Annotated in this window: 20 protein-coding genes, 1 tRNA gene and 5 pseudogenes; 12 read left to right on the top strand and 14 right to left on the bottom strand. The window is 69.2% G+C overall.

Going from position 1 to position 23,104, the window contains the following annotated elements; all coding sequences use genetic code 11:
* Positions 1 to 149: 149 nt before the first annotated feature.
* Positions 150 to 583 (bottom strand): annotated as a pseudogene (locus ABT085_RS12430) (IS701 family transposase); the annotation flags it as partial.
* Positions 584 to 746: 163 nt separating this feature from the next.
* On the opposite strand from ABT085_RS12430, the gene ABT085_RS12425 reads away from it, so the two are divergent.
* Positions 747 to 1,169 (top strand): hypothetical protein, encoded by a 423-nt coding sequence (locus ABT085_RS12425; RefSeq protein ID WP_351605229.1) that lies wholly within the window; start codon positions 747 to 749, stop codon positions 1,167 to 1,169.
* Entirely contained in the window at positions 1,166 to 1,666 is a 501-nt protein-coding gene (locus ABT085_RS12420; RefSeq protein ID WP_351605226.1) for a DUF5990 family protein, read from the top strand. Before ABT085_RS12425 ends, ABT085_RS12420 begins: the two co-directional genes overlap by 4 nt.
* Before the next feature lie 55 nt (positions 1,667 to 1,721).
* Here the strand turns inward: ABT085_RS12420 and ABT085_RS12415 are convergent, their stop codons facing one another.
* Complete coding sequence (locus tag ABT085_RS12415; RefSeq protein WP_351605223.1) at positions 1,722 to 1,949, bottom strand: hypothetical protein; 228 nt, start codon at positions 1,947 to 1,949, stop codon at positions 1,722 to 1,724.
* Positions 1,950 to 2,149: 200 nt separating this feature from the next.
* Between ABT085_RS12415 and ABT085_RS12410 the strand changes: the two genes are divergently transcribed.
* Complete coding sequence (locus ABT085_RS12410) at positions 2,150 to 2,761, top strand: TetR/AcrR family transcriptional regulator (RefSeq protein WP_351605221.1); 612 nt, start codon at positions 2,150 to 2,152, stop codon at positions 2,759 to 2,761.
* A 421-nt stretch (positions 2,762 to 3,182) separates the two neighbouring features.
* On the opposite strand, the gene ABT085_RS12405 is transcribed toward ABT085_RS12410, so the two are convergent.
* Both ABT085_RS12405 and ABT085_RS12400 read right to left on the bottom strand, forming a co-directional pair.
* Positions 3,183 to 3,581 (bottom strand): OsmC family protein, encoded by a 399-nt coding sequence (locus ABT085_RS12405; protein ID WP_351605218.1) that lies wholly within the window; start codon positions 3,579 to 3,581, stop codon positions 3,183 to 3,185.
* A gap of 358 nt (positions 3,582 to 3,939) precedes the next feature.
* A complete protein-coding gene (locus tag ABT085_RS12400; RefSeq protein WP_351605215.1) occupies positions 3,940 to 4,434 on the bottom strand; it encodes a cupin domain-containing protein in 495 nt (164 codons plus the stop codon).
* A gap of 57 nt (positions 4,435 to 4,491) precedes the next feature.
* Between ABT085_RS12400 and ABT085_RS12395 the strand changes: the two are divergent.
* Positions 4,492 to 4,721, top strand: a pseudogene (locus tag ABT085_RS12395) (LysR family transcriptional regulator); the annotation flags it as partial.
* A gap of 153 nt (positions 4,722 to 4,874) precedes the next feature.
* On the opposite strand, the gene ABT085_RS12390 reads toward ABT085_RS12395, so the two are convergent.
* The 4 genes and pseudogenes from ABT085_RS12390 to ABT085_RS12375 form a co-directional block, all read right to left on the bottom strand.
* A tRNA-Met gene (locus ABT085_RS12390) sits at positions 4,875 to 4,948 on the bottom strand.
* A 126-nt stretch (positions 4,949 to 5,074) separates the two neighbouring features.
* Positions 5,075 to 5,509, bottom strand: coding sequence for a hypothetical protein (locus tag ABT085_RS12385; RefSeq protein WP_351605212.1), 435 nt, complete (start codon positions 5,507 to 5,509; stop codon positions 5,075 to 5,077).
* Between the two features lie 270 nt (positions 5,510 to 5,779).
* Positions 5,780 to 6,031: pseudogene (locus ABT085_RS12380) on the bottom strand (serine/threonine-protein kinase); the annotation flags it as partial.
* A gap of 369 nt (positions 6,032 to 6,400) precedes the next feature.
* Positions 6,401 to 7,285: a LysR family transcriptional regulator gene (locus ABT085_RS12375; protein WP_351605210.1), complete on the bottom strand. Its 885-nt coding sequence runs from the start codon at positions 7,283 to 7,285 to the stop codon at positions 6,401 to 6,403.
* A gap of 222 nt (positions 7,286 to 7,507) precedes the next feature.
* Between ABT085_RS12375 and ABT085_RS12370 the strand changes: the two genes are divergently transcribed.
* The 5 genes from ABT085_RS12370 (at position 7,508) to ABT085_RS12350 (ending at position 11,050) form a co-directional block, all read left to right on the top strand.
* Positions 7,508 to 7,894: a VOC family protein gene (locus ABT085_RS12370; RefSeq protein ID WP_351605242.1), complete on the top strand. Its 387-nt coding sequence runs from the start codon at positions 7,508 to 7,510 to the stop codon at positions 7,892 to 7,894.
* Between the two features lie 624 nt (positions 7,895 to 8,518).
* Positions 8,519 to 8,908, top strand: coding sequence for a hypothetical protein (locus ABT085_RS12365; RefSeq protein ID WP_351605208.1), 390 nt, complete (start codon positions 8,519 to 8,521; stop codon positions 8,906 to 8,908).
* Positions 8,909 to 9,566: 658 nt separating this feature from the next.
* Positions 9,567 to 9,869, top strand: a complete 303-nt coding sequence (locus ABT085_RS12360; RefSeq protein WP_351605206.1) for a hypothetical protein — start codon at positions 9,567 to 9,569, stop codon at positions 9,867 to 9,869.
* A 210-nt stretch (positions 9,870 to 10,079) separates the two neighbouring features.
* Complete coding sequence (locus tag ABT085_RS12355; RefSeq protein WP_351605203.1) at positions 10,080 to 10,697, top strand: helix-turn-helix domain-containing protein; 618 nt, start codon at positions 10,080 to 10,082, stop codon at positions 10,695 to 10,697.
* Positions 10,697 to 11,050: an IS3 family transposase gene (locus ABT085_RS12350; protein ID WP_351605201.1), complete on the top strand. Its 354-nt coding sequence runs from the start codon at positions 10,697 to 10,699 to the stop codon at positions 11,048 to 11,050. The genes ABT085_RS12355 and ABT085_RS12350 overlap by 1 nt, the downstream gene beginning before the upstream one ends.
* 135 nt (positions 11,051 to 11,185) lie before the next feature.
* Here ABT085_RS12350 and ABT085_RS12345 read toward each other — a convergent pair whose 3' ends face one another.
* Positions 11,186 to 12,085, bottom strand: coding sequence for an RNA polymerase sigma-70 factor (locus tag ABT085_RS12345; RefSeq protein WP_351605199.1), 900 nt, complete (start codon positions 12,083 to 12,085; stop codon positions 11,186 to 11,188).
* Positions 12,086 to 12,397: 312 nt separating this feature from the next.
* On the opposite strand from ABT085_RS12345, the gene ABT085_RS12340 reads away from it, so the two are divergent.
* Positions 12,398 to 14,098: an L-aspartate oxidase gene (locus ABT085_RS12340; protein WP_351605240.1), complete on the top strand. Its 1,701-nt coding sequence runs from the start codon at positions 12,398 to 12,400 to the stop codon at positions 14,096 to 14,098.
* A 170-nt stretch (positions 14,099 to 14,268) separates the two neighbouring features.
* Here ABT085_RS12340 and ABT085_RS12335 read toward each other — a convergent pair.
* The 3 genes and pseudogenes from ABT085_RS12335 to ABT085_RS12325 form a co-directional block, all read right to left on the bottom strand.
* A pseudogene (locus ABT085_RS12335) lies at positions 14,269 to 14,502 on the bottom strand (WhiB family transcriptional regulator); the annotation flags it as partial.
* A gap of 193 nt (positions 14,503 to 14,695) precedes the next feature.
* On the bottom strand, positions 14,696 to 15,043 hold the full coding sequence (locus ABT085_RS12330; protein WP_351605196.1) for a hypothetical protein: 348 nt from the start codon (positions 15,041 to 15,043) through the stop codon (positions 14,696 to 14,698).
* Positions 15,044 to 15,289: 246 nt separating this feature from the next.
* A pseudogene (locus ABT085_RS12325) lies at positions 15,290 to 15,418 on the bottom strand (DUF427 domain-containing protein); the annotation flags it as partial.
* 201 nt (positions 15,419 to 15,619) lie between these two features.
* On the opposite strand from ABT085_RS12325, the gene ABT085_RS12320 reads away from it, so the two are divergent.
* Together ABT085_RS12320 and ABT085_RS12315 are read left to right on the top strand one after the other, a co-directional pair.
* Positions 15,620 to 16,090 carry a carboxymuconolactone decarboxylase family protein gene (locus ABT085_RS12320; protein WP_351605193.1) on the top strand — a complete coding sequence of 157 codons (471 nt, stop codon included), beginning with the start codon at positions 15,620 to 15,622 and terminating at the stop codon, positions 16,088 to 16,090.
* A gap of 317 nt (positions 16,091 to 16,407) precedes the next feature.
* Positions 16,408 to 17,313: a sigma factor gene (locus tag ABT085_RS12315; protein ID WP_351605190.1), complete on the top strand. Its 906-nt coding sequence runs from the start codon at positions 16,408 to 16,410 to the stop codon at positions 17,311 to 17,313.
* A 521-nt stretch (positions 17,314 to 17,834) separates the two neighbouring features.
* Here ABT085_RS12315 and ABT085_RS12310 read toward each other — a convergent pair.
* Complete coding sequence (locus tag ABT085_RS12310; RefSeq protein WP_351605188.1) at positions 17,835 to 19,067, bottom strand: hypothetical protein; 1,233 nt, start codon at positions 19,065 to 19,067, stop codon at positions 17,835 to 17,837.
* 124 nt (positions 19,068 to 19,191) lie between these two features.
* On the bottom strand, positions 19,192 to 22,698 hold the full coding sequence (locus tag ABT085_RS12305; RefSeq protein ID WP_351605185.1) for a CHAT domain-containing protein: 3,507 nt from the start codon (positions 22,696 to 22,698) through the stop codon (positions 19,192 to 19,194).
* Positions 22,699 to 23,104: the final 406 nt, after the last annotated feature.

Genomic DNA, 23,104 nt, shown 5'->3' with positions numbered 1-23,104 from the left:
GCTCGCAGTGGTCACCGGTGACCACTGCGAGCTCAAGCCGGGGCGGGGTAGTGACTGATGCGTGCCTGGTGTTGGCGCTGTCGACGCCAAGTGGACCAGTGCACGATGTGGTCGATGGGGGGGCGGCTGTCGGTCGGTGAGGCGGGCGATCAGTCGTCGGATCTCGGCGAGGCTAAGGTGGATGAGCCGGGAGGATCCGTTTCTGCTTTGTCGGCGTCCAGCTGGCGGGCGCGCAGGACGGTCAGGCAGGCGTGGGCGGCCATGGCGAGGGTCATCTGACGGTGCCGGCCGGGGTAGCGGCGGACCTGGTAGTCGTCCAGGCCGCGTTCCTGCTTCGCGCTCTGGAAGCACTCCTCGACCGCCCTCCGGCTGCCGGCGATCCGGACGAACTCGTGGAGTGTGGTGCCGTCGGGGCAGTGGGCGATGCAGTAGGAGATCTCCTCGGCTCTGTCGACCCTTCGGCGGCCGATCACCCTGTGCCGGGGTCCCCGCGGTGGTGAGGCCTGACCTCGACGCGCGCCCAGTGGTAGATCCGTTGGCCGTGGGCGCCTGCGCCGCTGGATAGGCGCTTCCACTTCTGCCGCGTCCCACTCGATCCGGTTCAGCATCAGCGGGATGCGGTCGGGACCGTCGCGACCGGCTTCCTCGGCCAGAATCCAGCCGCTCTTGCGCTGCAGCGGAGCAACCAGCCCCCGCAGCCTTGACCTTCCAGTGCGCCGGAAGGTCTACGGTCAGGAGGAGCGCTTATGAGCTGGAAGGACGAGATCATGCGGATCACCGTGTTGACCGTGCCCGACTGCCTCAACGCACCCGTGATCGGAGAGCGCCTCGCACGCGCACTGGAGGGCCGCGGCGCCGAGGTGACGCTGGTCGAGGTCCGTGATGCCGGTCAAGCCGAACGCTTCGGCATGACCGGGTCCCCCACGGTGCTGATCGACGGTGTGGATCCCTTTGCGGTGCCGGGCGCACCGGCGTCCTTGTCGTGCCGCCTGTACCGGGGGCCGGACGGTCGGGCCGAGGGTGCGCCCAGCGTCGCCGACCTGCAGCGGGCGCTGGACACGGCGGACGCCGGCGCCATCGTCGAACCGGTCCGGGCCGAGGATCAGGGACGGTCCGTCTTCGAGGACCCGCTGCACCGGGCGGAGCCCTCCGCAGGGCGAGGACGATGACCGGCGTGCTCATCCTCATCGAGGCCAGCGAACTGCCCGGCCTCGACTGCGCCCCGGCTCAGGGCAGCGACCAGACGTACAGCAACATCCACGTCGGGGTGCAGCGCCGCGATCGTCCGACCGAACTCCTCGCGCTCCAGCCGGGCAATGCCTCCCGGGCGAGCTGGACCTTGGAGTGCACCACGATCGGCTCACCGACCGGCACCGACATCAAAGGCCCGTACGTGCAGGGCCGTCCGGGAGGCCGGTTCATCTACCTGTCGTGGGGCACCGTCGACGACACGGGCACCTTCACAATGTTCCGCCGGGCCAAGCTCATGCTCGACGCCATCCCCGCCGACACGCTCGATGCCGCCGCTCAAAGCGGCCTGCTCATCGCACGCCTCGGCCTGACAGACGCACGTGGCAATCCCCTGTGCGCCCGGGTCGTGCCCCCGGCCATCACCTGGACCGCCGCGAGCCGCGACGAGGAGCGCGGACCTGCGGACATCCGATAGCGACCGCCGTCAACGGGTCGTACAGCCATGGCGGTCCGGGACGGCAGGGCACATGTCATCTCTGAGCGCCGAGAGTGAACTGGGCGTGGTGGAAGTCGAAGTGCAGCAGGCAGCAGCAGGCGGCACGATCGTGCAGAGCGGTGAGCAGGATCGCGCCGCCGGGTGCCAGCACCCGCTCCTCCTGCGCCGGCAGGTTCGCCTCGCCCCGTGCCCTGCCGGTGGCGGCACCGTAGGCGTGCAGCGTGCCGTCGGGCTGACTGAGGAACCCGAAGTGCGCGATCACGACTGGGGCTGACCCGCGGGGCCGGCCGCGGCAGCACCTCACAGCAAGTGGCCGGTCACCGTCCAGGCGACAGGGGCCCCGCCACCCGGGGCGCAGACGTCCTCGCAGCTGCGCCGACCATCAGGCTCGGGCAACCAATTTGTGCGGAGTGAGTCCTCACTCATTGACGGAGTGAGGACTCACTCCGTACTCTCGTAGTCATGACGACGCCTCAGGAGAACCAGACTCCCCGCCGCCGCTCCCCCGGCATGTCGCCGGAGCGGCGCCGCGAAATGATCATCCAGACCGCGATCCCGCTGATCGCCGAGTACGGCGCGACGGTGACGACCGCGAAGATCGCCCGCGCCGCGGGCATCGGCGAGGGCACGATCTTCCGGGTCTTCGCCGACAAGGACGAGCTGCTCCAGGCCTGCGTAGCCGAGGCACTCTCCCCCGAGCACGCGGTCCGCGAGCTCGACGCCATCGATGTATCCCTGCCGCTGCCCGACCGGCTCGTGGAGGCGGCCGAAGCGCTGCAGGCCCACATGTCCAGGATGGGCGCCATCCTCGGCTCACTGGGGCATCGCGGCGGCAAGCATCCCGGTCCGGTGCGCGGCGCGGGCCGCAACGAATCGACGGCCCGTGTCCGCGCGGCCCTCGCGGAGTTGCTGGAGCCCGACAGGGCCACCCTGCGCAGGCCGCCGGAGCAGATCGCGGCCCTCTTCTTCGGGTTGCTCTTCACCCAGTTGCACACGGAAGCCGAGCCCGACCTGACCCCGCAGGAGCTGGTGGAGGTCTTCCTGCACGGAGTGCTCTCGGGAAGCGCCAAGTAGGCGCGCGGACACGGCGCCTGGCGGTGACGGCCCCGACCGTCCTGGCCTCCGACCTGGTGTGGCTGGTCGCCCTGGAGGCGGTTCAGGACGCGAACCAGCACCGCGCCAGTCCGGCGCACCCTGCGGGACACCGACGCCGAGACCGCCGACGCGGACCCCCCGCACGGAACACGGAACACGACGAACTGGTAGAGACGGCACGCACACCGCGGGCACCGTGCACGACCATCGTCACGCCAGCGGCCTGAGCGCCTAGCGCTGAGGGAGGGCAAAAGCAGCTACGGATTCAGGCGACGGGGAGGGTGGGCCGGCATACCGCCCGGGTCCGGGCCGGGCCGGGCCGTAGCACTCTCTCAGCACGATCAACCTGACGCCGAGTCGGACAGGCCTGCGCACTGCCACGCGGAGCTCATCTTGCCTCTCAGCCCGACAAGCGGGTGACCGCGGCACCCTGGCGCAGGGCGCGGGGGATCTCGGCGACCTCGTCGACGGCTTCGATCAGTGCCGCGATAAGCGCCTGCGGCGCGTCGCTGTCGACCTCGACGGCGTAGGAGATGCCGGTCGACTTCCATCCGGAGGTGTCGAAGCCGCCCTGCGCCCGCACCCTGACACCCCGCAGTTCCACCCCGCCGACCTCGGCCTCGCGATAAAGGTCGTTGAGCACGCACGCCGCTACCGCCAGGTTCAGCACGTGGCCACCGGTGAACGCCGACCGCACCCCGACGCCGCCGGGCGTCCACCTGTGCGGTAGCCGGACTTCGTCGCCGTCCTCCTTCAAAAAAGACCCCGCGCTTGCCACCACCGCGAACCGCTCATCCATGATCTGCCTCCTGTGACCGCTTGCACAGATCAGCCCGGTCCGAATCCGTCCACGCATCATGGCGCGGTTCGGCAGAGCCGGCCACACCCCACTCAGGGTCCGTCTTCAAAGATCATCCGATGGCGGATCACAGTGGGGTGATGCGCCCGTCATGAACTCAGCAACCAGGAGAAGGAGTTAGGCGCAGTGCTGATACCGCGGGCAGTCACCTGACGACCTCGTGTGCCGGACCGGCAGATCGTCAACGCGACTACGCACCCGCTACGAAGACAGAGTCGGCCTCCCTCTGGGGCTGCAGCAACCGGCAGTTGGCATCATGTGCCCCCGTCGGTTCCAGAGTTCATTGCGAAACGGTCGGTCAGTCGAGGTCGGTGGCGGGCTCGGTCGCGTAGCGGCTCATCGCGTCGATGTTGGCCTGGGTCGTCAGGGGCCGGCCGTCGGCGAGCGCCTGCTGAAGGTCTCGGAAGTACTGGACGTACAGGTCGGGGGTGAAGGTGCTGAGCATGACGGCGGGCTGGTCTGTCGGGTTGGCGAAGGTGTGAGGGGTACCGGGCGGGACCATGACGAGCGCGCCCGTGGTGGCGTCGTAGTCCTCGTTGCCGACGGTGAAGCGCACTGTGCCGGAGAGGATGTAGAAGCCCTCGTCGTGTCGGGCGTGGCGATGCTGCGGTGGTCCCTGGGTGTGCGGGGCGAGGACGGACTCGGCGATCGCCAGGCGGTGCCCGGTGCGGCTGCCGTCCTCCAGAACGCGCATGCGCGTGGTGCCCAGAATGATCGTCTCGCCGTCGCCCGGGCCCACCACCGATACGGCGGGATCGGCCTGCGCCTTGCTGGTCTTCGCGTCTTCGGTCATGGTCACGAGTGCACCGCCAGGAACCTGTCGGTGTCCAAGACCCATCCCGCGACGTCGATACCTCCTCGGTATCGTTGCAGCGTAGAGCCGCGGACCTTGCGCTACTTCGTGGCGGTCGCCGAGGGACTCCACTTCGGCCTGGCCGCCACCCGACTGCACATCAGCCAGCCACCGCTGAGCCCGGCGATCAAGCAGTTGGAGGCCGATCCGGCGCCTTGCTGTCCAGGCGCTCACCCACGGGAGTCACGCTCACTGCGCTGGGCTCGGTGCTGCTACACCGACCGCGTCCGGCAGTCGCACTGGAACGGCGGCAGGCCGGACGAAGGTGCACGACGACGCGGACAGCACCGACACACCGGACCGCGCAGTCGCGGAGCTCGCCGGCCGAACCCGTACATGCGATCGGCCCCCTCGATCATGTCGAGGGGGCCGAACTGTCGTAGCGGGAGCCGGATTTGAACCAGCGACCTCTGGGTTATGAGCCCAGCGAGCTACCGAGCTGCTCCACCCCGCGTCGATACTCACAGCGTACGCGACGGGGAACGACTCGGCAGGGAATTTCCAGCGGGGTCCTGACGGGTCCACGAAGAGCAGTGATGTCGGGCTGGACGGCTGCACTTGGTTCCTGCTGGGACCTGAGTCAGATGTGGGCCCTGATCTGCTTCACCGGGTGCCCGAGCGTGTCGCCGATAGTGGCCAGTTCCTCGTCGCCGAACCAGTCACGTCCGGGGTTCCAGATGGCGATCTCGAAGCGGGCGAAGCCGCACGGCCAGTCGTAGTCCAACACGTCGAGCGACGTGGCGGCGCCGCAGCACGGCACTTCAACGGCCAAGGTGGCGAAGCCGTCCTCACAGTGGCTTTCCAGCAGGTCGGCGTACCAGTCGGTGTCGATCGAGGCACCGCAGTGCGGGCAGCCGATCCGTTCCAGGTTTTCGCCGCAGTCGACGGGAGTGAGGGAGTCGTGCCAGGTGACATCGATCTCGGCCTCCACTCCATCGGACTGGCCGGGGGCCAGGTCCGCGGCGAGCGTGGCGGTCCGCTCGGCCGCCGCGCGGTCGGGCTGCCTGATGCTCATCCGTCATGCCCGTCGTCATCACGATTCCTCGACGAAGGAGGTAGGGGCACCCATCACGTTCGAAGCGATCCACGGCCTGCAGCCTGACCCGCTCCCGCCCGAGGGGACCCGGCGCAGGTGACAGAGTGCGATCCCGGCCTGCAGACCGAGGTGAGGATCCGCACCAATCGGGCGCGCCCGTCCGACCGGGCTGGAGTTCGACGCGCACAGGATTCCCCGATCTGCTCAAGGCCGCCCGGTCGATACCCTGGGCGTGTTCTACGCCCCCACCGGCATGTACGCGGTCGCCAGCCACGCCGGATTCCCCTGCGGGTCGGCGTCCACCACCGCCGCGGTGAAGAACCCGTTCACCCGGCGTGCCGCGCTCACCTCACGGGCGAATCTCTTCGCAAAGCCGGGCTCTTCCGCCAGTTCCGGGCGCACCACTTTCACGGCCACCGGGCGGCCGCCCGGTGATCGGCCGAGGTAGACCCGGCCCATGCCGCCGGCGCCCAGGCGGCCCACGATCCGGTACCGGCCCACCTGCCGCGGATCGCTCGCCTCCAGCGCCGCGACCCGCACACTGCCCCCCACTGACCACTTCCTCTCCGAACGGGCTCCTGTCAGCCCACCAGCGGCGAAAGGCATCATTGCCGCCCTACGAGGGTCATGTCCGGGAATTGGCGCATTTGCTGGACCCGAGGCGGTCGGGGTAGGGCTCGGCTCGGCCTTCGTCCTCTTCGTCTTCTTCGTGACGTTCGGGGATCAGTCCGAAGACCACGCCGTCAACGGTCAGTTGGAGGGGCGCATCGCGATGTTCCCGTAGGTGAGTCGGGGAAGGTCTTCGAGGAGTTCTGCCGGCCGGGCCATTGTCCGGGGTCGGGAAACCTCACGGTCCGGGGTCGGGAAAACTCACGTCTTCGCCGTGTCCGCCGCAGCCCGTACGAACTCCTCGATGCGCGTGGCCGTGTTACCCGCCCGCCAGACCGGGCCGCGTTCGATCGGGGGTGCATCGTGGAGGGGCACGTAGGTGACGTCCGGACGCGGGTAGTAGAGGCGGGAATGCTCGCCGACCGGAAGGACTCCTCTGCCCATCGCGACGAGGGTGAGCATCTCGGAGAACGAGGCTCCGGCCGGTCCTTTCGGGATCGGGCGGCCCGACGGGGTGTGGTCCGGGGTGCGGTCCCGTTTGAAACCTGCCGATGTGACGTCCGGATACTGAACTACGGGATGGTCTGCGAGCACCTCGACCGAGAGCGAAGGCTCACCGGCGAGGGGATGCCCGGAAGCGACCGCGAGCACCCGCTTCTCTGTGATCAGTGCAGGACCGCAGACCATCCCGTCGAAGGGATACGAGGCGATGAGGACGTCGACCGAACCATCGACCAGGCTCGCGCGGGAGTTGGACAGCTGCACTTCCCGGACCTCGACCCGGCAGTCGGGATGCCGTTCGCCGAACAGCGCGACCACCTTGAGCAGTGCGGGGGCCGTCCCCTCTCCGAGAAAGGCCACCCGGAGTTCGCCCGTGACACCCCGGCTCGCGTCGGCTGCTCTGCGGAGTGCGGCCTCCATCGCGCCGACGAGAGGTGCCAGATCGCCGGCCAACTGCTCGCCGACCGGCGTGAGTCGAACGGTGCGGCTGGTCCGCGCGAACAAGGCACCGCCGATGTGCCGCTCCAATTTCCTGATCACCTGACTCACCCGGCCGGTCGTCAGACCGAGGCGTTCCGCGGTACGGCCGAAGTGGAGCTCTTCGGCAAGAGCCAGGAAGGTCTCGATCTCCACACGCTCCAGCACGTCACCCTCATTTCGTTGAGCCAGGCTCAACGATCGTATGGCAATGGTGCCTTGATGGCGCATTCCGTGCGGCGGATCCTGGGACCAGCCCACCCACTCATCGTCGAGGGAAGAACTGTGATCAAGTCGAACGCCACCGCCGGTCCGTCCGGAACTCACTCGTCCCCGCAGGGCCACGACCGCGCCGCCCAGACCCATCGCGAGGCACCGCGAGTGCCCTCCCTGCGGGTCAAGGCGTTCGACCACCTGGTCCTCAACGTCGCCGACGTCGAGCGCTCCCTGCAGTTCTACATCGGTCTCCTGGGCCTGGAGCCGGTGCGCGTCGACGAGTGGCGACAGGCAAAGGCGCCTTTCCCGTCGGTCAGAATCACCCCCGAGACCATCATCGACCTCGTCGCCGGCCCCCGGGGTTCGGCCAACGTCGACCACATCTGTCTCACCGTCGATCCTCTGGACTGGGACGAGTTCATCGCATCGGCGCCCTGCACGGTTCTCGAAGGACCCGTGCCACGGTTCGGCGCACGCGGCACGGCCACGTCGGTCTACATCCAGGACCCGGACGGCAACGGAATCGAACTCCGCTGGTATCCACAGGACCTCGACAACTGAGCCGAACGAGGCCACGCGTGAGCCGGTTCCCGACCGGCAGGCGTCGTCCGCCGCCGACGCCCCGGCACTGCGGGACCGTACGCCCCGCTGACGGGTCTTCAGACGCCGCGGCCTCGCCGACCATGCGCCTGCATGGACTCGGACACCTCCTCGATGCGACTCGGAGAGGGGATACGAGAAAGGAACCCGAAAACCCTCTCCACGAAAATCAAGGCATTTCGATCGGACCATGAAGGGATCTTCTCGACATGTGTCCTGGCAGACGCAACGAAAGCGGACAGCCTGCCTCCCCGAAAGGCATGGCACCTTACATCCAAATCAAGTAACAAGATCTTGAAAAGGTGCGCTGCCGATCCTTCGAGGGCCCTCTTCATTCGACTCGCGCGGCTCATCCGCCGGTCGAGTGTTCTTGCCGAACCCTTTCCGGAACGAAATGAAAACCACGGACCGCTGGTCCGCGCCCTCCGACCTGCTGCTTGAATCCTTGGGACGACACCGACCCACCGGACACGACGCCGCTTGCTTGCATTACCGGTCCAAGAGTTGCGGGTACTGTCGGTTTCCGGGCAGAGATTGCCCGGGAATTCAAGGAGGATCAAATCAGTGAAGCGTTTGACTGGAACCTTGACTGCCACAGTTCTGACGGTCGGGGCTGTCATTCTGCCGCTTGCAGGTACGGCGGCAGCCGCTCCGGCTCCCACCCTCAAGGCTTCGCCCGTCCATGCGAGCTCTCTCCTGGAGCCGCGTGACCACGACGGGCACCGGAACCACGGTGGCGACCACGACCGGGGTCGCGGCTGGGACGACCGGGGTCGCGGCTGGGACGACCGGGGTCGCGGCTGGGACGACCGGGGCCGTGGCTGGGACGACCGGGGCCGTGGCTGGGACGACCGGGGCCGTGGCTGGGACTGGGACGGATACCGCGACCACGGCCGCGGATGCTACTGGGTCTACCAGCGTGACTGGGGGCACCACCGCAACCACTGGGTCTGCGTACCCAAGTGGCGCCGGTAGTCAGGGGCATCGACTCTGGCACTGCCCGCCGCCGTGCAGGATGTCGCGGCGGGCAGTGCCCCGATGTCGTCGCAGCGCAATTCCCGGACCACCACCCGCCCGCCCGCCGGGCCGAACCGCACGGACGACACGCCGCACGATCGGACAATAGAGCTGTCACCGTGCGGCCGCGATAGACTCATCGCTCGATACGAACAGAGGGCTTTCGCTTTCATTCCGCTCCGAACTCGCGAAGCCCGGTAAACCGCATAGCCCTTCGTCACGGTCGACGGATTTCCTCGCGAGAATGCGGGCACTGGTTCAGGTCGCCTTCCGGAGATTGCCAGGACTGCTCCACTCACCGCAATCCGGCGATCTTCCCGTGTTTCACCGCGGCACAAGACTGTCAGGCCCGATCTGAATGGCCTCGCCTCATCCGGTCCGACGTGGAGCCTCGGGTGAGATCTGAGAATGCAGCCCATGGGCCGCTGTTATGTGCCGGACCGGGGACCGGACAACCTCGAAGATCCTGAACACAGCGATCGGTGACATCCGACGGCGTACCGTTCCATCAAGGACTGCCCCGTAATTACCGGTCATCGACTACGTGATCTTGACGCAGCTGTTCACGAGGAGTGTCACCGCCGCTTGCACTGGCGGCCGGCTGCCTGGCTCCGGGATGGCCGAGCCCATCCTGTTGAGCATCCTGCCGGGGCGCCCGGTGCACCGGGACGTGACAGACCTCAAGCGCTCCGCCCGGATCGTGGTCTTCGTATGGGTCGCCCCGTGCCCCCTGCTGCCGGCGGAGACCGGCTACGCCCTGTGGAACCTGCCCCGAATGGTCTCCACCAGTCCGCGTTCCCTGGTCGAACAGCTCCCGGGGACCATTTCGGCCTTCAGTGACGGGCGGATCGCCACAGAGCTGGTCGGTGTCATCGAAAGCCTCGTGCTCATCTGCTCCATGGTGGCGCGGCCTACCTGACCGTACGGCTTGCCGGCCGCCTGGCCCGTGGCGCGGTGCGCGCCACTGAAGGCAGCACCCGGCTTCGCGCGGCCATGGGCATGGCCCTTCCGGCAGGTGTGTCCCTCTTGATCACCCCGTGGTGGCACCGCTCCCTCTTCCACCGCTGCGCCGGCCTGGGCACGCACCACGCATGCCGATGCCGCATCAGCAGTTCGTGTCCACCGCGAGATGGCCGCGACGAGGACATCGAATCCGCGATTTCCAGCGGCAAGAAGCGGGCCGACGAGTCGGCGAACGAGGGCAGGGCCATTCTCGACCGTGAAGCCGCCTCCGCCTCTCACGGCAACGCCGTGGACCCGCTGGGCCGCTTCCAACCCACAGTCACCGTGCACCGTCACGTCCGTTGAGAGAACGAGGCGGTCAGGAGATCGGGGTCGGTCACCGACTCCGGCCGGGCAGTCTCACGCACCCCGAACACGTCGTCGGGCCGGTCCACCCGAGCCGGGCCGTCAGCTTTTCCCCGGGCCTGAAATCAGAAGGAACATGCCCAGACAGCATCCCTCTTCACTGCACAACCGAGCCCTGGACCTGCTGGCCGAGGGACGGTCCGTCAAAGACGTCGCAGCTGAACTGCACCTCAGCAGACCCACCGTGTACCGCTGGCGCCAATCCTATGCGCACCTGACTGGGCATCAACTGGTGGGCGGGCAAGCGCTCTCGGTGGAACTGAGTGCCGCCCGAGCACGCATCGCGGAGCTGGAGCGCGAACTCCGCGCCCATCGGCGTCTGACAGAGCTGCTGAACGATGTGGTGCCCCCAAAAGGCGATTCGAGGCCGTCCAGGTGATGGCGGCAGAAGGGTACTCGGTCCGGTCGACGTCTGTGCTCCTGCGCGTCTCCGAATCCGGGTACTACGCCTGGCGCCGACGTGCCCCCTCAAGCCGACTGCAACGCCACGCCTGGCTGACCGAACTCATCCTCGCCGTCCACCGGTCGTCCAACGCCGCATACGGCTCCCGTCGCATTCATCAGGAGCTACAGCAGCTCTACGGCGTCAGCGTCAGCCGCGGGACAGTGGAACTGCTCATGCGACAGGCCGGCATCAAGGGACGGAACGGCCGCTCCCGATGGACAGCCCCGCAGAAGTCCGACGAGCCGGCGGCACGGCGCACCCCTCGGGCTCGGCATCACCCGACGTGAGGGGAACGGTCCCGTCGGACGCCGACCGCTGATGGAGTGCGGCAGGAAATACCGGCGCAACCGCTGAAAGAGTGACGCCGAGCGGGCGACCGCCGATCGGTTGGGGACGCGTCGATACGACCCTGCGGCAACCGGTCAAGCTGCCGTCAGCGACGCGACGTAGGGCCCGAGCTTGGCCGGGTTCATCACCCACATGATCCGCTCGATGCCCTGCGAGGAGACGTCCAGGCACAGCAGGGCGACCTCGTCCCCACCGGCTTCGACCAGCACCGCCGGTCGCCCGTTGGCCTCCACCCAACGGACATCCGCCTGCGGCCAGAAGCGGGGCGCGAAGGCCGCAAGGTAGCGGGAGACGTGTGTGCGGCCCACGACCGGGATCTTGGACGCGCCGCGGATGCCGCCACCGTCCGCGTAGCTGATGACGTCGGCCGTCAGGACGTTTTCCAGAACCGCCATGTCACCCGTGCGCGCCGCGGAGAGGAAGACCTCCAGCAGACGTCGGTGATCGGTCTGGCTGACGCTCTCCTTGCGCTCGGCGGCAAGATGCCGCCGAGCGCGGCTCACCAGCTGACGGCCGTTGGCGTCACTGGTCTCCAGGATGTCGGCGATGCGCGAGTAGGGGTAGTCGAACGCCTCTCGCAGCACGTAGGCGGCACGCTCGACCGGGTTCAGCTTCTCCAGAAGCAGCAGGACCGCCATTTCCACGGCTTCGGCGCGCTCGGCACCCAGCTGGGGGTCCTGGCTGGTGTCCACCGGCTCGGGAAGCCAGGGTCCGACGTAGGACTCGCGGCGCACTCGCGCGGACTGCGCGACATTGATCGCCAGGCGGGTGGCGACCGCGGTCAGGAACGCGGCGGGCTCACGGACCGTCGTGCGGTCGGTGTTCTGCCAACGAAGCCACGCATCCTGCACGACGTCCTCGGCCTCAGCACTGCTGCCGAGTACGCGATAGGCGATGCCGAAGAGTTGCGGACGTACCGCGAGGAACTCCTGAGTCGCCCGGTCGTCGGTGTCGGATGGGGCGCCAGCGCACATTGGAATCGTCCCTTCTGGCCTGTCCGTCAGCCATGCTACGCGCGTCCGGGCAGGTGCGAGTCGGCGGGCGAGACCGTGTGAACCCGCGTCGGCACGACGTGACACTCGTCGTGACCGTGCCTGCTCACCGTCCCACTTCGCCGCGTCCGGTGCGCCCGCGCCCCCGCCCGCGCGGACCCGGCGATGACACGCACGCGCCGCACTCACCTTCACGTGCCGGTGTCACAGGCCGGCGCCCACTCCGGTCCTATCCAGTGACCCACCCAAGTGATCGGAGCAGTCGTGGTTGCCATCGAACAACGTCTTTCCACCATGGTGCTGGTGATCGGCACCGGCGGCTCGGGCCTGCGTGCCGCGATCGAGCTGGCGGAAGCCGGCGTCGACGTCATCGCCGTGGGCAAGCGCCCCAAGGAGGACACCCACACCTCGCTCGCCGCCGGCGGGATCAACGCCGCTCTGGCCACGATGGACTCCGAGGACAGTTGGCAGCAGCACGCGGCCGACACCCTCAAGGAGAGCTACCTGCTCGGCGACCCCCGCACCGCGCAGATCGTCACCCAGGGCGCCGCCCGCGGCATCGACGACCTGGAGCGCTACGGCATGGCGTTCGCCCGGGAAGAGGACGGCCGCATCTCCCAGCGCTTCTTCGGCGCACACAAGTTCCGCCGCACCGCCTTCGCCGGTGACTACACCGGCCTGGAGATCCAGCGCACGCTCATCCGGCGCGCGACCCAGCTGAACATCCCCGTGCTCGACAGTGTCTACATCACCAGGCTCCTGACCCATGACGGCGCCGTCTTCGGCGCCTACGGCTTCGACCTGGCCAACGGCACCCGCTACCTCGTCCACGCCGACGCCGTCATCCTCGCCGCCGGCGGCCACACGCGGATCTGGCGACGCACCTCTTCCCGCCGGGACGAGAACACCGGCGACTCCTTCCGGCTGGCCGTGGAGGCCGGAGCCCGGCTGCGCGACCCCGAGCTCGTCCAGTTCCACCCGTCGGGCATCATCGAGCCCGAGAACGCCGCGGGCACGCTCGTCAGCGAGGCCGCCCGAGGAGAAGGCGGCGTCCTGCGCAACGCCCTGGGCGAGAGGTACATGAGCCGCTACGACGCGGCGCGGATGGAACTGTCCACCCGGGACCGGGTCGCTCTGGCCTCCTACACGGAGATCAAGGAGGGCCGCGGCACGGCGAACGGCGGAGTGTGGCTGGACGTGTCGCACCTCCCCCGGCAGACGATCATGCAACGGCTCCCCCGGGTCTATCAGACCCTGCTCGACCTGCAGATGCTGGACATCACCCGGGAGCCGATCGAGGTCGCGCCCACCGCGCACTACTCGATGGGCGGGGTGTGGGTGCGACCGGAGGACCACAGCACGGACGTACGCGGCCTGTACGCCATCGGGGAGGCGGCCAGCGGCCTGCACGGCGCCAACCGCCTCGGCGGCAACAGCCTCATCGAACTGCTGGTCTACGGCCGCCTCACGGGACAGGCAGCAGCCGCCTACTCCGAGTCGCTCACCGCGCAGCCGCGCTCGTCCTCCGCGGTCGCCGAGGCTCGGGCGGAGGTCGATGACCTGCTCGCCGCGGACGGACCCGAGAACGTGCGCGCGCTACAGCGCGCCATCCGCGACATCATGACCGAGTACGCCGGTGTCGTCCGTGACGAGAAGGGCCTGCGCACCGGGCTGGCGGCCCTGGAGGCGATCGAGAAGCGGATGGACGACATAGGAGTGCACCCCGACATCGCCGGCTTCCAGGACCTCGCGCACGCCTTCGATCTCAAGTCGGCGGCGCTGGCGGCCAGAGCCACCCTGGAAGCGGCCCTGGAGCGCCGGGAGACGCGCGGGTGCCACAACCGCAGCGACCACCCGGAGATGGACCCCGCGTTGCGGGTCAACCTCGTGTGGTCCCCCCGGACCGGAATCACCCGCGAAAGCATCTCCGAGATCCCGGACGAGATCGCCTCCCTGATGGAGGACGTGTCGACCGACGGAAAACTCGTCGAATAGCCCCTGCACGCGCCCGACCGGACATCGAACGGTGCCGACTGGGTCGCTCAGACCCAGCCGGTTCGTCATGTCGTGACAGCTCGTGATGTCCGGACCTGCGAGGAGACTGCCTGATCGGCGCCGACGAACGGCGCTTGTCCCATGGGTATCGCCCCGGTTCCGGACGTCGGTGCCACGCGTCGTCGCAGGACACGGCGTTCCGCTTCCGTGGTGGCGCCCCAGATGCCGTCCACCGGGCCGATCTCGAGCGCCCAGTCCAGACAACGCTGCATCACGGGGCATCGGTGGCAGACGTCCTTCGCCTCGTCCGTCTGAAGCAGCGCCAGCCCTGTGTCCAGGGTGCCGATCGGGAAGAAGAGTTCAGGATCCTCGTAGCGGCACAGCGCCCGCTCACGCCAGTCCATGGAGCACCTCCTGCGATTCGCTTGAATACGGTCTCGGTCTCGGTCTCGTGCGCGTGGGACCGAATGATCGACGGAGGTGTGACTCCGTCCCGGCAGTGGCGAAGACACTGGGACACGGTGGGCGTCCGCTCCGCACCGCCCCATCACCGCGCCCGACCCGCCAGGCAGCCTGTTCAGGGGCTGTTTCCGCTGGTCAGACCGCAAGGGACACGACCAGAGCCGCACCCACGAACAGAACGACGCTGATCAGTTCCATGGCCATCAGCGTGCCGCGCAGCCACCGTCCGGATCGGATGCGCTGCATCTGCTCCGCTGCTCCGATGCCGTCGATGATGTGATCGGTGACCGTACGCGCCACGTCCCGCCGCTCGTCGAGGTGGCACCGCTCCGGATCACGCTTGTGGCCAGGGCTGAAGTCCGCGGCCCGCACGGTGAATTCGGCCAGGCGCCGACGGGCTGCGCCGAGGTGGGCCTGCCGGTACAGATACGCCTTGATGTCGATCAGGCCGCGGGCCGCCGTCCGGTTGTCCGTGTCCATCATCAGCTCCGAAGTCGAACGTGCCGCTGCCAGGGTCCCGTGAACGTGCTCACCGTCCGCGGGCAGCGAACTGCCGATGGAACGACGTCACTCACGGCATGCTCTTTCGGCATAGGCGGGGCTGGGGCTTTCACCTCATGAGACCGAGCCGAGAGCCCGTGTGTGACATGGCATGCCGACATGAAGTCCGCGCTGTCGGCCGTAGCCGCTGTTCGACGGTCACGCCGTTGAGTCGTACGGAGTCGGCAGCACGTACAGGGCGCGGCGTGTGCCGAAGGCAACAACGCCGCCGATCAGGCCCCGGATGCGGCGCGGCACCGGCTCGACGTGTCCGGCCGGCACAACCAGGCTGGGGTGCGGAACGCTCTCGACTGCCATGGTGGTGGTCACCCTTGGACCGTCCGCTGACGGTGCGCTTGCCAGGTCCGCTACGGACGGGGTCGCGGCTTCGGGGACGACCGACCGTATCCACACTCTCGATGATCTCGGCTGTGAACAAGTGGCGGTCTCGGTGTCACAGACCGCCGGGGTGCTCGGTCAGTAAGCCGAAACCCATTCACCGTGTGAGGAGATTCCATCATGGACGCACGCATCAACTACTTCGGCAACGCCCTCGCGGGCAAGGTCATGCGGCACTTCAACTCGGCCGCCGCGGCGCTGGCTGGGGCCCTGCCGGCCGCCACCGAGGAACTGGTGAAGATCCGCGCCAGCCAGATCAACGGCTGCGGCTTCTGCACCGACATGCACACCAAGGAAGCCGCGGCAGCCGGAGAGACGCAGCTGCGCCTGAACCTGGTGGCCGCGTGGCGCGAGGCCACGGTCTTCACCGATGCCGAGCGCGCGGCACTGGAACTGGCCGAACAGGGCACGCGCCTCGCGGACAGCTCGACCGGCGTGACAGACGAGGCATGGGCCAACGCGGCCAAGTTCTACGACGAGGACCAACTGGCCGCGCTGATCTCGCTGATCGCACTCATCAACGCCTACAACCGCATCAACGTCATCAACCGCCAGCCGGCGGGTGACTACCAGGTCGGCATGTTCGGCTGACCCTGCGCGTGCAGGCGCACGGCGGAGCCTGTCGGCCTTCTGCTGTCGCAGGCCTGCCGCCGGAGGGATGACCCTCACCACCCGTCCGCGCCGTGGCGGTCACACACTGCTACGGCACGGACGGACATCGCAGCGTAACCGGCTCTGCGAAGCCTCCGCCGTGCGCGTGCCCGGCGGACGCGCCACCAGCGCGGTGAGTGAGGTGTCACACGATCGCCGCCTGTCCGGTCAGCTCTGTCAAGAGCACCGATGGGGAAGCCGAGGCGCCTCGGACCCGTCTCGGTTTCCGGAACTCTCCGCGCGAGGGAGGAATCGGAATGGATCAGGCTGGTGACGCGATACCGATTGCGGAGCTGTTCGACGAGCGACAACACCTGCTGGATGTCGCCCGCTGGATGCTGGGCAGGGGCCACGAAGCCGAGAGCGTCGTCGCCGAGACCTACCGACGGTGGTACGCGCTTCCCGAGCCGGACAGGGGGCGGATCGCCGATCCCCGGTCCTGGCTCGCGAGAACCGCAGGAGCCATCTGCCTGGCCCGCCTGGAGCTGCCCGAGCGCCGGAGCGCCGACCTGCGGGCGAGAGGCGTCCGGTCCGGTCAGCGCGACGGCTCCCTCGAGGAGGAGGTGAGCCAGGTCCTCCTCGACGCGCTGGACGCCCTGTCCCCGGCCGAGAGGGCAGCCTTCGTCCTCAACGACGTGTTCGGTATGGCGCCCGGAACAGTCGCCGACGTCGTGGGGCGTGCCGAACGGGAGTGCGCCGAGCTCGCCGAGCGTGCTCGGCACAGCCTGCGTGCCCGACGGGCGCGGGCCACGACGACCCGGCAGCACGACCTCGTCGTCCGCGCGGTCGGTCAGGCGTGTGCCGACGGGGACAGCATCCGGCTGGCGTCGCTGCTGGCAGTCGACGTCACCGCCTTCTTCGACGGCGGCGGGAAGGTGCGGGCCCTGGCCCGACCGGTCCACGGCCGTCTGCGGGTGGCCCGCGGTCTGCTCACTCTGCTCGCCCGGCACCCGTCCATGACGATGGGCTCTCACTCCGTCAACGGCCGGACGGGGCTCATCGTGCGCTACGAGGACCAGGTCGCGGCCGTGATCTGCCTCGACATCGCCGGCCCCCACGTGGTCCAGGTCTGGGTCGTCCTCAACCCCGACAAACTCCGCCTCTGGAACCGGACCCGACGCGCGCCCGACACACCGAGACCGCAGGACGACGCCTCCCGCTAGAAACAGGGCGATGCCGAGACCGTCCGGGCGAGGCAGAAGGCACGTCGGCGAGAGCGGAGCCATCCGTCTGCCCGGTCAGGACTGCCCTTCTGCACTTCGGAGCCGGCGGTCCAGGAATTCGATCAGTTGCGTCTCCGAACGTACCAACCGCTCGCGTTCCTCGGGGGGCAGGGATGCGAGAGCATCGGCCAGAACTCGCTTCCGCGGGATGTGAACCGTGTTTCCGGAGTAGATCCGGCACGTCGAGCACCAGGCGAACCCGATGCAGCGCTCGAACATGTCGGACTCGGGCGGATAGCAGCGGTACTGGTACGAGCGGACGGGCGTCGCGCATGCGGCGCAGATCCGGCGTTCACCGTCCTCAACGGACCAGCCGCCGCCGACCTTGCGCCAGTGCTGCCGCCCGGCCGGTGCTCTTCAAGTCGCCATGTCCGGCATTCTGCCCGACCTCGGCAGGCACCGCCGACAGCCCTGGAAGCGTGGTCGGACCAGCATCGGTGGCACGCACACGAGACGCGCGTTCACACAGGGTCCGCCTGCCGGCCGGCCTCTCCGGGCAACCGCTCGTCGGCTGCCGATGAGCCGCCCTCCATGGCCTCCGCGATGGCGACGGCTACGGCGGGCAGGTCCCAGTAGGCGGAGTGGGTCCACAGGCCGGAACTGGTGGAGTGCGGCACTGCGCGGTCGACCGGTTCGGTGCCGTCGCCGAGCCGGAAGACCCGGGAAGCGGCGAAGGCCAGCATGTCCATCGGCTCCCAGAGATTGGTCCAGCGGCCGAGCGAAGCGGGGAGCCGGACCGGTGACTGCCCGGCGTAGGGCAGGAGTTGACCACCCCGCGGATCGCAGACGTGGAAGAAGGCCGCCTGGGAACCGAAGGTGAGCAGATGGTCGGTCCACAGCGGCTCCCGCGCCGTGGCCATGTCCACCGCGATGACGCCGCCCAGGCTGTGGGCGACCAATCGCACCGGGCGCTGTGGCCCTCGGCCCAGGCCCGGGTCGATCTCGTCGATCCGCTCCCGGACCCGGGCGTGGATGACGTCGCGGTGGCGCTGGTAGACCAGCACGTCGCCGAGGAACCGGGTGGTGCCGGGCAGAATGCGTGTGCGCACGGCCTGGTTGACACGTCCTGCCGCGGCGCCGATGGCCGCGCCCGTGATGCGGTCCAGATCGCGCAGCCGCCTGCGGAGCATGTCGCGCCACCGTCCCGTTCCGGGGCCGGAGGGGCCGCGGAGACCGTCGTATCCGTACGAGGTGTCCGCATCGGGGTCCGCGTCCAGCAGCACCCGGGCCAGGGCGCGGCCGGTCTCCGCCAGCAGAGCGGCGTCGTCCGTCCGGCTGAGCCAGCGGGTGTCGGGCCATTCGTCGGCGAGACAGTCCATGACTTCGTCGGCAGTCGGCGTGCCCGGACCGATGTCGGCTCGCAACGGCCCTTCGTCCGCCTCCAGTTCACCGCGCAGCGCGGCATCGACGATCCGCAGTTGATCGAGGACGAGGGGCTGTGCGGGGAAGAGGTAGGAGGGAAGGCTGTCGGGTGTCTCGTCGCGCAGGATGTCGCCGGGTCCTATCGGGGACATGAGCTTGGTGTCGCGTGTGGGGAGGGCCGCGGTGATGAGGCGGTCCTCGGCGCCGAGGTCGCCCCAGTACACCGGCACCATGTCGACGCCCGTCGCGTTCTGCAGGGCCTCGACGGCGGCGGTGAAGCCGTCACGGTCGCGGTTGGCGACGCCGTGGATGACGAAGACGGGATCCGACATGGGCTGGAGCTCCTTCGCGCGGGGGCTGTTGAGCGTGGCAACTGCGATTCAGGACGGGTGGGTCGGTGCGGATCGCGGGATCGCGAGGGGTCGACGGGCTGCCTGCGAGGTGCGGGTGCGGGCGTCACCTCGCGTCGGTGGTCGTGCTGCGGGTTGCTGTGGCGGTCGGACTGCCGTAGACCGCGTACGCGAGCCAGGTCGGGTCGCCGTGCTGGTCGCGGATGGCCTGGCGGGCGGCGAGTGAGGCCTGGCCGAGGGACTGGCCGCCTTCGAGGAGGTGGTCGTAGAAGGCCTTGGCGAACTGCATGGCCGAGTACGAACGCACCGGCCACAGCGTGCCGATGAATGCGCCCGCCCCGGCTTCCAGGAACTGCGGTGCCCAGCCGAGGCTGGAGCCGAACCAGTCGATCTCCCCCGCGCTGCGGCAGGCGTTGAAGAACACCAGCGGATGGTGGGCGCGCAGGCTGCGGGTCTGCGCGGCGGTCGCGAGGTCGATGGGGTCGAACGGGCCGTCGGCCATGTGCACCCGGGATCCGGAACCGGAGAAGGCGTTGTGGCAGGCGAAGTGCAGCAGTCCGGCATGGCCGCGTTCGATCAGGGAGGTGAGGGCGGCACGCTCGGTGAGTACGCCCGCGTTCGCCACTCCTGGTCCGAGCCATTTGCGCAGCACGGTGATCTCCAGCTCCGCGTCCGGCGGTGACCCCGGTGGCATGACGAAGGCGGCACCGGGCAGTTCGAGCCGGTGGACCCGGTCCTGGCGGAAGACGCGGCGTACGACGGGCAGCCACTCGGCGAGGAAGCCGTTGTCACGATGCGGCTCGAGCGGGTAGAGCAGCTCCCACGGCACGAAATCGTGCTCGCCGAGGACGGTGAAGGAGGTGATGTGGTCGGCCTGCTCCCAGAACTGTCGTTGTACGGCCTCCGGCACGGTCGACTTCCACAGCTGGACGCCTTGATTCTTGAGCCGGCCGCGGAGTCCGGCCGTGTCGGCGCGTGAACCGGGTCCGGCCCGGCCGGCGGCCTCGCGCAGCTGGGCGTAGATCTGCTCGGCGGCCTGGCGCGGGTCGCCGCCCCGGAAACGGAACTGTTCGGGTGGATAGCAGGTCTCGCTCAGCAGCTGAAAGCTCAGCGATCCGTCCTCGATGTTGCGGTGCACCTGCAGGGTGACCTCTCCGGGCGCGAAGGCGATTCCGGGCAGCAGGGCACGGCGCCGCGGCCCGTCCCTGGTCACCCCTCCTTCCGTCACCGAGATCTGGCAGTGCACCGCTCCCAGGTACGTGCCGTGGTGAAAGGCGCGGACGATCACCTGGTGGAGGCCCGGGTGCAGGGTGCGCAGGCCGAAGTACAGGACGTCGGAGTCCCGTCCCGGATACACGACGAGTTGCTGCTGGAGGTCCCCCGGCGCGTGCAGGCCGGGCGCGGTGACGGTGATCGTCAGTCGTGCGCCCTTCTCGGGCAGGGGGAACGGCCGCATGAGGACGCCGGCCCCGTCCTGGCCGGGCCGTCGGGCGATCTGTACGTGGAGCGGCACCTCACGGTTCGGAGCGGCTTGCTCCGCCAGTTCGGCGATGAGGTGGTGCGGTTCGGCCAGTGGGTCGATTCCGTCCGCGGGCGGGACGGGTGCAGGCTCGGCTCGAATCCAGGGTGCCGACAGGGCCGGCGCGGGAGCCGGTCCGCCGCTGAGTAACGCACCGCCTTGTGACAATCCGCCTTGTGACGAACCGCCTTGTGACGAACCGCTGTATGACGAACCGAGGTGGTCGCCGACCAGGGCGCCGCGTCCCAGCAGGCGTCTCGACGGCGATCCGATGCCGCCTGGGGCGGGGCTCGCTCCCCCCAAGGCGTGGTCGTCCGTGCCCGGATCCTGCTCGTTCGGTCCCGTTCCCGCCTGACGTCGCTGCTCGACGCGGCGCCGTAGATTGTCGAGCCGGCCGCGTACATCCTCCGGTGCGCGTGAGACTCCTGGTCCGGGAGCAGCGTCGCCTGGAATCAGTTCGGTTCTGGGGACACGTCTGGGCAGTCCCGATGCAGTGACCCCGCCCGTCGCGGGACTGTCACGGCGGCCGCTCTGTCGTCCGCCCAGGCCCCCGGCCGTCCGCGAGGTGCCCTCGTCCTCGGCCCCGGCCCCCGTCGTACCCCGCCTTTCCGGTCCGGGTTGGGGAGACCCGGCGTTGTGGCGGCCGAAGCCGAAGGACGTCGGCGGACCGGGCCGGCCGACATCACCTCGGTCCGGCCCCGTCCCGTCGCCGTACGACTGAAGGGAGTAGTACGCGCCGGCGGATCCGTTGAACGATGCCTGCCCGTAGGCGTCCGGTTCGTGGTCCTGGCCGGTCGGGGAGCCCCACGTCGGCGCCGTGGTCTGCGGACGGTCCGGCTGCGTCGGCCCGGCCATCGCCGGGCCCATCTGCTGCTGTCCGCCGTACGACGGCGTGGCGGGTGTCGGAGAGCTGGTGCCGGTCGCGCCGGGCGGCACTGCCGGATACGTCGGCTCGATGGGCGTGGCCGGGGACGTGTCCGACCCGCCCGACGCAGGAAATTCGGCCCTGTCGTAGCCGGCGGGCCTGACCGCAGCGCCGCGCCCCCACGTACTGCCGGCGGCGCCGCGCGCCGAGGCTGTTCCCTGCTGGAGGGCGGTGAGCCGGGCGCGCACGTCCTCGGGGGCAGGGGACGGCCGGGGGCTCGCCGCCGTGTCGTCGTGCCCGTACGGATCCTGCACCCCGTACGACTCGTAGCCGTCGCCCGGACGGCCTCCGCCCATGTCCATGGCCGGCCGGGCGGCTTCCGTTTGCGGTCCACCGTAGTGAGACTGCGGCTGGGGAGGTCGGCCCTGGATTCCGCCCGGCATACCGGCGCCCGGGTCCGGCGTCCACGTTCGCGTCCGGTTGAAGCCCTCGACGACAGCCGCCGCCAGGACGCGGTACGCCTCCCGGGTTCCGTCCCGCATGCTCGCCAGGCCCTCACCGGCACCGTCCGCAAGCCGGCCGTCGAACGGTACGACGACGACGCTGCGGCAGGCTTCACGCAGCCGCTCGACGGCTTCCCGGACGGACAGCATGGGGCCGCTGCCGCGCGTTCCGGTCAGGACCACGTGGCTGCGATCGGCGAGGTACCCGTAGGCGGCCAGCGCGTCGCGGGTGGCGGCGACACCCGCCTCGGACAGGTCGCTGACGAATATCCGCTGGTCGGCCTTTGTCAGCGCGACGAAGGTGGCGAGGCCCTCCACTCCGGTGGCGCAGTCGGTCAGCACGATGGCGTACGGGCTGAGAACGGTGAGGACGCTGCTGTAGGCGGCCGCGTCGAGTGGCCTGCCCGGAGGGGTGATGAGGGCGTCGGTGTCGAGAACCTCCAGTCCCCACGGCGTGCGCAGAGTGAACCTCAGGACGTCGAAGCCGTCGTCGACGAGGCCGGCGGTCAGGTCCCGCACACGCGCGTCGATCCTGTGCGCGGCGGTACAGGCGGGCAGCTCACCGCCGCCGAGATCCACGGCGACGACCCGGTCGTCCCGCTCGGACGCGAGGACGGCACCCAGGGCGGCGGTGGTCGTGGTCTTGCCGGTGCCGGCGGTCGCGCTGACGACCGCGACGAGATGGGCTCTGCCGGACCGCAGTGGGGTACGGATGGCCTCGGCCAATGCCTGGGAATCGCTGCCGGGGCCGCGTGTTCCGTCCGGCCGCTGGGGCCGGCCCGGCACAGCCTCTGTCCGGCGATCACGTCCGCCGTCTCCGATGACGGATCCCGGCTCAGCCATGCCGCCCCCTCGTGCCCCGGTGCGGGCAGTCGGCGGCTATGCCGGCAGGCATGGGCGGAGGGACCGGCGTCTGTTCGTACGTCGTGCGCAACCGTCACGTTCTTCGGCTCGCCGGGGGAAGCCTGGAAGCCCCGGCTGTGAAAGCCGTATTACGTCTCTGCTGCCCGGCCTTTGGGACACAGGTGGTGCAGGAACGAGATTCAGCGGGGGTGACCCACTCTCCACGATCGACCACTCCCCCGGCGTCGGTGCGGTTCCGCTCGGCAAGCCCGACCGTCGGCCACCGTCT

This window comes from Streptomyces sp. NPDC002265 (assembly GCF_040296125.1).
GTDB lineage: Bacteria > Actinomycetota > Actinomycetes > Streptomycetales > Streptomycetaceae > Streptomyces.
Note: the sequence above shows the minus strand (reverse complement) of the source record. Positions and strands in the feature narration are given on the sequence as shown.

Excerpts from the sequence above, each read along its gene's own strand:
- ABT085_RS12425 (WP_351605229.1), top strand. The coding sequence starts at position 747 with ATGAGCTGGAAGGACGAGATCATGCGGATCACCGTGTTGACCGTGCCC.
- ABT085_RS12420 (WP_351605226.1), top strand. The coding sequence starts at position 1,166 with ATGACCGGCGTGCTCATCCTCATCGAGGCCAGCGAACTGCCCGGCCTC.
- ABT085_RS12410 (WP_351605221.1), top strand. The coding sequence starts at position 2,150 with ATGACGACGCCTCAGGAGAACCAGACTCCCCGCCGCCGCTCCCCCGGC.
- ABT085_RS12405 (WP_351605218.1), bottom strand. The coding sequence starts at position 3,581 with ATGGATGAGCGGTTCGCGGTGGTGGCAAGCGCGGGGTCTTTTTTGAAG.
- ABT085_RS12400 (WP_351605215.1), bottom strand. The coding sequence starts at position 4,434 with ATGACCGAAGACGCGAAGACCAGCAAGGCGCAGGCCGATCCCGCCGTA.
- ABT085_RS12385 (WP_351605212.1), bottom strand. The coding sequence starts at position 5,509 with ATGAGCATCAGGCAGCCCGACCGCGCGGCGGCCGAGCGGACCGCCACG.
- ABT085_RS12360 (WP_351605206.1), top strand. The coding sequence starts at position 9,567 with ATGGCCGAGCCCATCCTGTTGAGCATCCTGCCGGGGCGCCCGGTGCAC.
- ABT085_RS12355 (WP_351605203.1), top strand. The coding sequence starts at position 10,080 with ATGGCCGCGACGAGGACATCGAATCCGCGATTTCCAGCGGCAAGAAGC.
- ABT085_RS12350 (WP_351605201.1), top strand. The coding sequence starts at position 10,697 with ATGGCGGCAGAAGGGTACTCGGTCCGGTCGACGTCTGTGCTCCTGCGC.
- ABT085_RS12345 (WP_351605199.1), bottom strand. The coding sequence starts at position 12,085 with ATGTGCGCTGGCGCCCCATCCGACACCGACGACCGGGCGACTCAGGAG.
- ABT085_RS12340 (WP_351605240.1), top strand. The coding sequence starts at position 12,398 with ATGGTGCTGGTGATCGGCACCGGCGGCTCGGGCCTGCGTGCCGCGATC.
- ABT085_RS12330 (WP_351605196.1), bottom strand. The coding sequence starts at position 15,043 with ATGATGGACACGGACAACCGGACGGCGGCCCGCGGCCTGATCGACATC.
- ABT085_RS12320 (WP_351605193.1), top strand. The coding sequence starts at position 15,620 with ATGGACGCACGCATCAACTACTTCGGCAACGCCCTCGCGGGCAAGGTC.
- ABT085_RS12315 (WP_351605190.1), top strand. The coding sequence starts at position 16,408 with ATGGATCAGGCTGGTGACGCGATACCGATTGCGGAGCTGTTCGACGAG.
- ABT085_RS12310 (WP_351605188.1), bottom strand. The coding sequence starts at position 19,067 with ATGTCGGATCCCGTCTTCGTCATCCACGGCGTCGCCAACCGCGACCGT.